Here is a 6927-nt window from a genome sequence, read left to right as displayed (position 1 = left end):
ACAGGTGGCTACTTCAAGGTAAAGAGTGGGCAGAATGTGTTTGAGAGTGGGAAAATCGTAAATGCTGAACTCCCTAAAATGCCTGAAAGTGGAAGCTTTAGTCGTCGATTTGATTTTAGTGGGTTGGTTAATGCGGATTTATTGAAAGACGGATTTAAATATAAAGTGATTAATCACGCTAAGAAAACAGAATACATCGGTTTTCTTGATCAGTTCGCAAGGACGGAGCGGATTTTTAGTGATAACCCAGATAGCGTCGAAATTCTTTTACTTGGTAAGAATGATGAGAGTTCAGATAAGTTACAACTGGTTGAAGAAGTGATCGCGGAAGAATAAGGTCATGGTTCAGATGAGGTTTGTTGTGGTGGCGATGATGATCATAACCATGACCACGATAGTGATGAACATATTGAAGATACAGATTTACAAGCAGATTTTGAAAGTTTTGGACTTAAGGATTAATTCAATAATGAATACTGTAAAGATAATGATTGGTGCATGTATTTTGCTAAATAGTATAAATTTACATGCAGGAAGTGCTAAAAATTGTATGAAATATTGGAGCGAGCCAGCAGTACAAGTGATTGTATTAGAAGATGTTCAGTGTCCTGATATATGGGAAGATAACTTTAGTAAAGAAAACAAAAAAATAGCAAAAAACATTGGCTTTGATTTAAAAGATAAAAATTGGACATCTACAGGAACATGTAATCATGTTCAGTATAAAAATAAAAATTATTATATTTATGGGGCAGAAATGAAACATAATAAAACTGATATTATCATGATTTATAATGATATTAATTCATTCGCATATTCAAGGGAAATAGATCAAAAAAAAATTAAAAATGGGTTTGGAAAAGAAGATTTCGTAGATGTGAATTTATCTTGTAGTAAAGTTGGAGATGATGCAAATATTGTATCCGTTTTAAATGGATATTTATTTAAAGAAACATCTATTAGTAATATTTCTAAGTATAAGATTAATGACAGGTTTAAATAATGAAAAAAACTATACAGTTTCAAGATGGGTCATTACAAAATTTTGAATTAAATAGAAATGGATTTATACAAGCTGTTAGTTATAAAGAATCAAGTGCTGATTTGAAGCTAAGCTTAAGCCACAAATCTAATATAATAGCAGCAGCCAAAAAAAGCTCAGGAGGATATCGTGGTTTTTTCCAAATGGGAGAGTCTGCCTTATTTGAAACTGGATACTATTTAGGAGATTTAGGTGTAGATTTTAGAAAGCTAAACCCAGAGAAAGAGAAACCAAGAATAGATACGATTAGAGCAACTTTTGATAAAAATGACTGGAAAGGGGAGTGGTCAGGTAAAAATGGAATTCATTCTTTCAATGATTTTCTTACAAAGCCTGAATTACAATTAATGGCAGTTAGTGATTGGATAAATTATTTATGTAAACGTATGCAGATATTAAACTTCAATCAATATTATGGGAAAATTATTAACGGGGTCGAGGTAACTGAATCCGGAGCAATAGCTAGTGCTCATTTAATGGGTGAAGGAGGACTAGCAACTTTTCTTGGCTCACCTGTATTTAAGAAAAAATCAGCTGTATCTGATGGTAATGGAACACATATTTCTTCATACTTATCAATGTTCGGTGGTTTTGATTTAGAAAGCTGTTGCAAAAGAAAAATTTATATTACTCTAAAAGAGAGTACAGGCGTAGAATTAAAAAATAAAGAAGTAACAATTGTTTCTAAAAATAATGGTAAATATATTTCAGGAGAAACAAGAGTTAAGGTTAAGAGTGATGAGAATGGTAACCTTCCTGTTATTGTTAGAAACCCAAACACAGAAATAAAAATAGTTGCTGATGGAAAAGAGTCGAATAGTATTATTCAAAAAGCAAATGAAAAACAAAAAGCAACTTTAAGTGATTTTAAAGTTACAAGCCATTCTGCAACTTTAGCGACAGATAGCGTACCTCAACCGAGACCTCAGGTTAATAAAACACCTCAAGAAGTAAGAAATGAACAGGGACAATCTTCGACCTCTCAAGAGGCAGAGGCAACTCCTGCATTTAAAGATGTAAACTTTAATATTGAAATAGTCGAAGGGGATTCTGGTAAGGCAATCTCTAATATGAATTTTTTTCTTACCTACAAAGGTAATATTAAAAAACATACAGCTGATAGTTATGGGGTTAAGCAAGGCATTATTGCGGAGGAAGGACAAGATGTTGAGGTTTCAGTAGAAGGTGATGGGCAGAAACAGGTAATTCATCATTTTCAAGTTACTAAGGCACTAAAAAATGCAACAGTCAAAGTGAAGCTTCCTGTACATCCTTTTAATATTTCAGTAACTCAAAACGGCAAACCTGTTCCAAACACATTGTTTAGTCTCTTTTACCGAGGTCGAGAAATACCGAAAAGAACAAATAATTGCGGTGTAATGAATGTACGAATGTTAACGGGTTTTGTTTTTGGTTTCGGTATAAGAGGAAAAAGTTTAGTTTTAAGTCGTGTTGAAAGATCGAGCCCAACTAAACCCTTTATCGTAAATGGTAGTGCTGTTCAGGCATCGAAATTATATGAAGTTGCAGATGCAAAACGTAAACAGGCTGAAGATCTAAAAAGACAACAGCAGCAGAAAGATGTTCAGGAAAAGAAAGCAAAAGAAGAAGCAGAGAAAGCAAAAACTGAGGCAGATAAGAAGAATCAAACGAAGCAAAATAATACGTATACAGAAAGTGGAGGAAAGCCATTAACAACGGTAAGTAATCAATCACCGCCAACAAGTGATACGACTCGATATCATATTTATTATGATGGAAAAATCAAACGAGAGAATAAAGCTGCAACTGGTTTTGCTGAGTTCATTTATTATGACCAGAATGGTAAGACTCATAATTTAGGGAAATCTAAATTTGTTAAGGCGCCTATGCGTAAAGCAGGAAATGAGGTTATTTCTGGAAGCTGTTATCTTATTGATTTTACGAAACATGGCTCTTATAGGAGTGAGAATATTGGATATAAATGGTTTATGACAGGAGGGAATATAAGATTTTATTTAAATGGTATTACCATGTCAGGAGTCCTTGGTACATTCATGAGTCTCGGTTATGAGGAATACCCAAGTTCAGGAGGGAGTCTTATTGATGGTAGTTCACAGGCACCAAGTGTTACACATCGTAATGGTGAAGCATGTGATTTCAGATACATAGGAAAAAACAATGCACATAGAACGAACGCAATTTGGACACAAAATAATGATTATGATGAACAAAGGAATATTACTTTAGTTCGTGAGTTAAGAAAGTTTGGCTTTACAGTATTTTATACTCAGGATGGTTATAATAAGAAACCTAAAATATCAGGCACAAGCTATGCAAAAAACCATTATCACCATTTACATATTGGCGCATGTTTGCCTAAAATTGAGGATATTTAACAATGTATAAGTTATATATTTTTCCTTTGTGTTTCATCATGATAGCGTGTAATGCTAAACAAGAAACTAAGACTGTAGATAATAATTATTCATTAAATAATTTATTATCTGAATTTAAAAATATGAATATAGGCCGAGATTACACTAAGTTGGAAAAAGAAGGTCTTGTAAAGCAAGTAGATGATACAGAAATTATTGATAATTGTTTATATGCAGAAACTAAAGATGAAAATATTGATTATTTAGTCTTTGATAATAAGATTTCAACTGCCTCATATCAAAAATCTGAATTTATGGGAATTACTGCTGCAGATTTAAAATCTAAGGTTAAAGACTTAAGTTTAGTAAAAAGTGCATATGATGACAATACATACTACTTGCAACACCAATTTGATAATAATAATGGTGTTAAATTTTATATTGTTGAGAATAAGGTTGCCGAGGTTACATATGGGACACTTGATAAATTGAAATATCAAGAGGGATGTTCATGAAGAAACCTTTTCTTCAATATTATTTTTTTAAATGAGCATTATTAATAAAACTTTTTTATTATCATTATGCTTGATATTGCTGGTATGTAGTCCCTTTCCAAAACCAAATCAGCAGGAGAAAACCAAAATTATTGTTGTTCAGCAAACCGATACTTTGCCATTAATTTCAAAATTTACAGGGAATAAAGTTGATGAAATTAAAAAGTTAAACAGTATTACTAGTGATAGATTGAGCCATAATCAAAAGTTTAGAGTTTATGATCGTCAAGTCGCACCAACAGCAGCAAAGAAAAAAGAAGAGAAAAAGCCTGCAACACCATTGAAAGTCACACCAGATGCTTCTAAAAACAAAGAAAAAACACCTGTAGCTAAGGTGGAATCTCCTACACCTGTCAGTGCAAATAGTCTATTCCCACAAGCGTCTGGTGGAGAAAACATTATAAAAGGACTTTAGCTCGGATAACTGAATTACATGCTGTGTATCAACCATATGTTATTAAGTTAATAAGTAATGAAGAAGCAAAGGATATATTACAGAAGGATTTAAAAATATATCTAAAAGAAATGAGCAAAAAAACTCTAACTAATTGTTAATAAATTATTTATTGGTTCTTAGAGTAAAAATATTGTGGAAAAATTCAATAAGTATAAAAAATGCCTCAAAGAGTTTTAAATAACCTGAATCGCGGATAAGAAATTGACTTGAAAAAAGAGGATTAGAGCCGTCAGTTGAGTTACTACACAAAACTCACAGCGTCAGTAATTTCGTCTAACAAAAAATTTAAAATTTTTTCATATGCATAACTGTACAAATTTTGATTTTTGCAAAAAGTCTATTGTTTGATTAACTATTTTTCTTATGTTCCTAATTCAAACTCCGCCTCACACCCGCCATTGTCTAGGACCTATTAAACCGCAATTTCAATAAAAAACGCAGTCTAAACTGCGTTTTTTTAATCTCGAATTTCAAAAGATTAATTAATAATCAAAACTAAAATATTCAGAATCAAGCGAAGTTAAAGTACGAGATGGCGTCACCATTGACTCAGCATGGCCTTGCGTGCGTGGTAATAAACGATCGAAGTAGAAATCAGCAACTTTGATTTTAGCTTTGTAGAACTCTGGTGTTTCTTTGCCGTCACCTGCTTCTAATCTCTCAGATGCAATTACCGCTTGTTGTGCCCAGAAATACGCCATCATTACGTAACCTGAGAACATCAAGTAATCAACCGATGCAGAAGAAACAATATCACGGTCTTTACGTGCAGCAAGCATAATACGCACAGTCAATGTATTCCATTGAGCGCAAAGCTTAGTTAAATCCCATGCAAAACGGCGCAAGTATTTGTTACGGGCATGACGGCCACAGAACTTAAGAATTTCAGCCGTATAATCACGAACCACTTTGCCTTTAGATGATAACAATACTTTACGACCAATCAGATCCAATGCCTGTACACCCGTGGTCCCTTCATAAAGGGTAGAAATACGTGCATCACGTGCGATTTGTTCCATGCCCCATTCGCGAATATAACCATGACCACCGTACACTTGCATACCGTGATTGGCTGCTTCTAGACCTAGTTCGGTCAGGAAACCTTTTAAAATTGGGGTAAAGAAACCAAGTTTATCATCATAATCTTCAAATTTAGCCTGATCCCCAGTGATTAAGGCATCCGTCATTTTATCTGCAAGCTGTGCAGCATGATAAATCATCGAGCGGCCACCTTCTGCAATCGCTTTTTGGGTAAGCAACATACGACGCACATCTGCATGATGAATAATCGCATCAGCAACTTTATCTGGATCTTTTTTACCAGAAAGGGCGCGCATAGACATGCGATCTTTGGCATAAGGTAAAGCACCTTGAAATGACAATTCAGCATGAGCAATACCCTGAACCGCTGTGCCAATACGTGCTGTATTCATAAAGGTAAACATGGCATGTAAACCTTTATTAATCTCTCCAATGAGATAACCTGTTGCGCCATCAAAATTAAGAACTGCTGTGGCAGAAGCTTTAATTCCCATTTTGTGTTCGATTGAACCACAGACCACAACATTACGTTCTCCAACTCCACCATTTTCAGTTGGAATGAACTTAGGCACAATAAACAATGAAATACCACGAGTACCTGCAGGAGCATCAGGAAGACGAGCCAACACAATATGGATGATATTGTCAGTTAAGTCGTGTTCACCCGCAGAGATAAAGATTTTGGTGCCTGAAATTTTATAAGTACCATCGGCTTGTGGTTCTGCCTTGGTTTTAACTTGGCCTAAATCTGTACCACACTGTGGTTCAGTCAAGCACATGGTACCAGACCACGTTCCTTCAACCAGTTTAGGCATATAGGTGGCTTTTTGCTCATCTGTACCAAACTGCATGATGGTATTCATACAACCCATACTTAGACCTGGATACATGGTGAACGACCAGTTCGCAGTTCCCATCATTTCAGATTTAATCAGGTTCAGTGACATTGGCAAGCCTTGACCACCAAATTCCTCTGGATAAGACAAACCTTGCCAACCGCCTTGTACAAACTGATCGTAGGCTTCTTTAAAACCTTTTGGTGTTTTAACTTCACCATTGTCAAAATGGCAACCTTCTTCATCGCCAGACTGGTTTAATGGAGAAAGTACGTTTTCACAATAATCGGCTGCACCTTCTAAAATCATATCTACTGTATCTGCATCGGCATTTTCACCGTTCGATAAAGTTTTATAGTGTGAAGCATAATCAAATACTTCATTCATTAAGAACCGAATGTCACGGAGCGGGGCTTTATACGCTGGCATAGTTTTTAATCCTAAATTTAAAAATAGTTCTGGATTATCTGTATCGATGATAGGGATTATTCCTACTCATCTTTAAAAATACATTGATACTCGGTTATGAAAAAAATGTCAGAAAAGCGAATTTTGTAGATTTAGCCTAGAGCAAAGTAATCATTTTCTGCTACAGTTCAGGCACATTGTTTTGAACTGAAAACAATCATATTAAACTCTC

Annotated in this window: 4 protein-coding genes and 2 pseudogenes; 5 read left to right on the top strand and 1 reads right to left on the bottom strand. The window is 34.7% G+C overall.

The window, feature by feature from the left end; all coding sequences use genetic code 11:
- The 5 genes and pseudogenes from IAE19_RS12535 to IAE19_RS12515 all read left to right on the top strand — a co-directional run.
- A pseudogene (locus IAE19_RS12535) lies at positions 1–462 on the top strand (type VI secretion system tip protein VgrG); the annotation flags it as partial.
- A gap of 7 nt (positions 463–469) precedes the next feature.
- Complete coding sequence (locus tag IAE19_RS12530) at positions 470–1003, top strand: hypothetical protein (RefSeq protein WP_200461250.1); 534 nt, start codon at positions 470–472, stop codon at positions 1001–1003.
- The gene (locus IAE19_RS12525; protein WP_200461249.1) at positions 1003–3420 is read left to right on the top strand and encodes a hypothetical protein; all 2418 of its coding nucleotides are present in this window, start codon (positions 1003–1005) and stop codon (positions 3418–3420) included. The genes IAE19_RS12530 and IAE19_RS12525 overlap by 1 nt, the downstream gene beginning before the upstream one ends.
- A 2-nt stretch (positions 3421–3422) precedes the next feature.
- Positions 3423–3914: a hypothetical protein gene (locus IAE19_RS12520; RefSeq protein WP_200461248.1), complete on the top strand. Its 492-nt coding sequence runs from the start codon at positions 3423–3425 to the stop codon at positions 3912–3914.
- Between the two features lie 100 nt (positions 3915–4014).
- A pseudogene (locus tag IAE19_RS12515) lies at positions 4015–4424 on the top strand (LysM peptidoglycan-binding domain-containing protein); the annotation flags it as partial.
- A 468-nt stretch (positions 4425–4892) separates the two neighbouring features.
- On the opposite strand, the gene IAE19_RS12510 reads toward IAE19_RS12515, so the two are convergent.
- Positions 4893–6716, bottom strand: a complete 1824-nt coding sequence (locus IAE19_RS12510) for an acyl-CoA dehydrogenase C-terminal domain-containing protein (RefSeq protein WP_200461247.1) — start codon at positions 6714–6716, stop codon at positions 4893–4895.
- Positions 6717–6927 lie beyond the last annotated feature (211 nt).

The organism is Acinetobacter sp. S40 (assembly GCF_016624705.1).
Classification (GTDB): domain Bacteria; phylum Pseudomonadota; class Gammaproteobacteria; order Pseudomonadales; family Moraxellaceae; genus Acinetobacter.
This window is presented reverse-complemented; position numbering and strand designations above follow the sequence as displayed.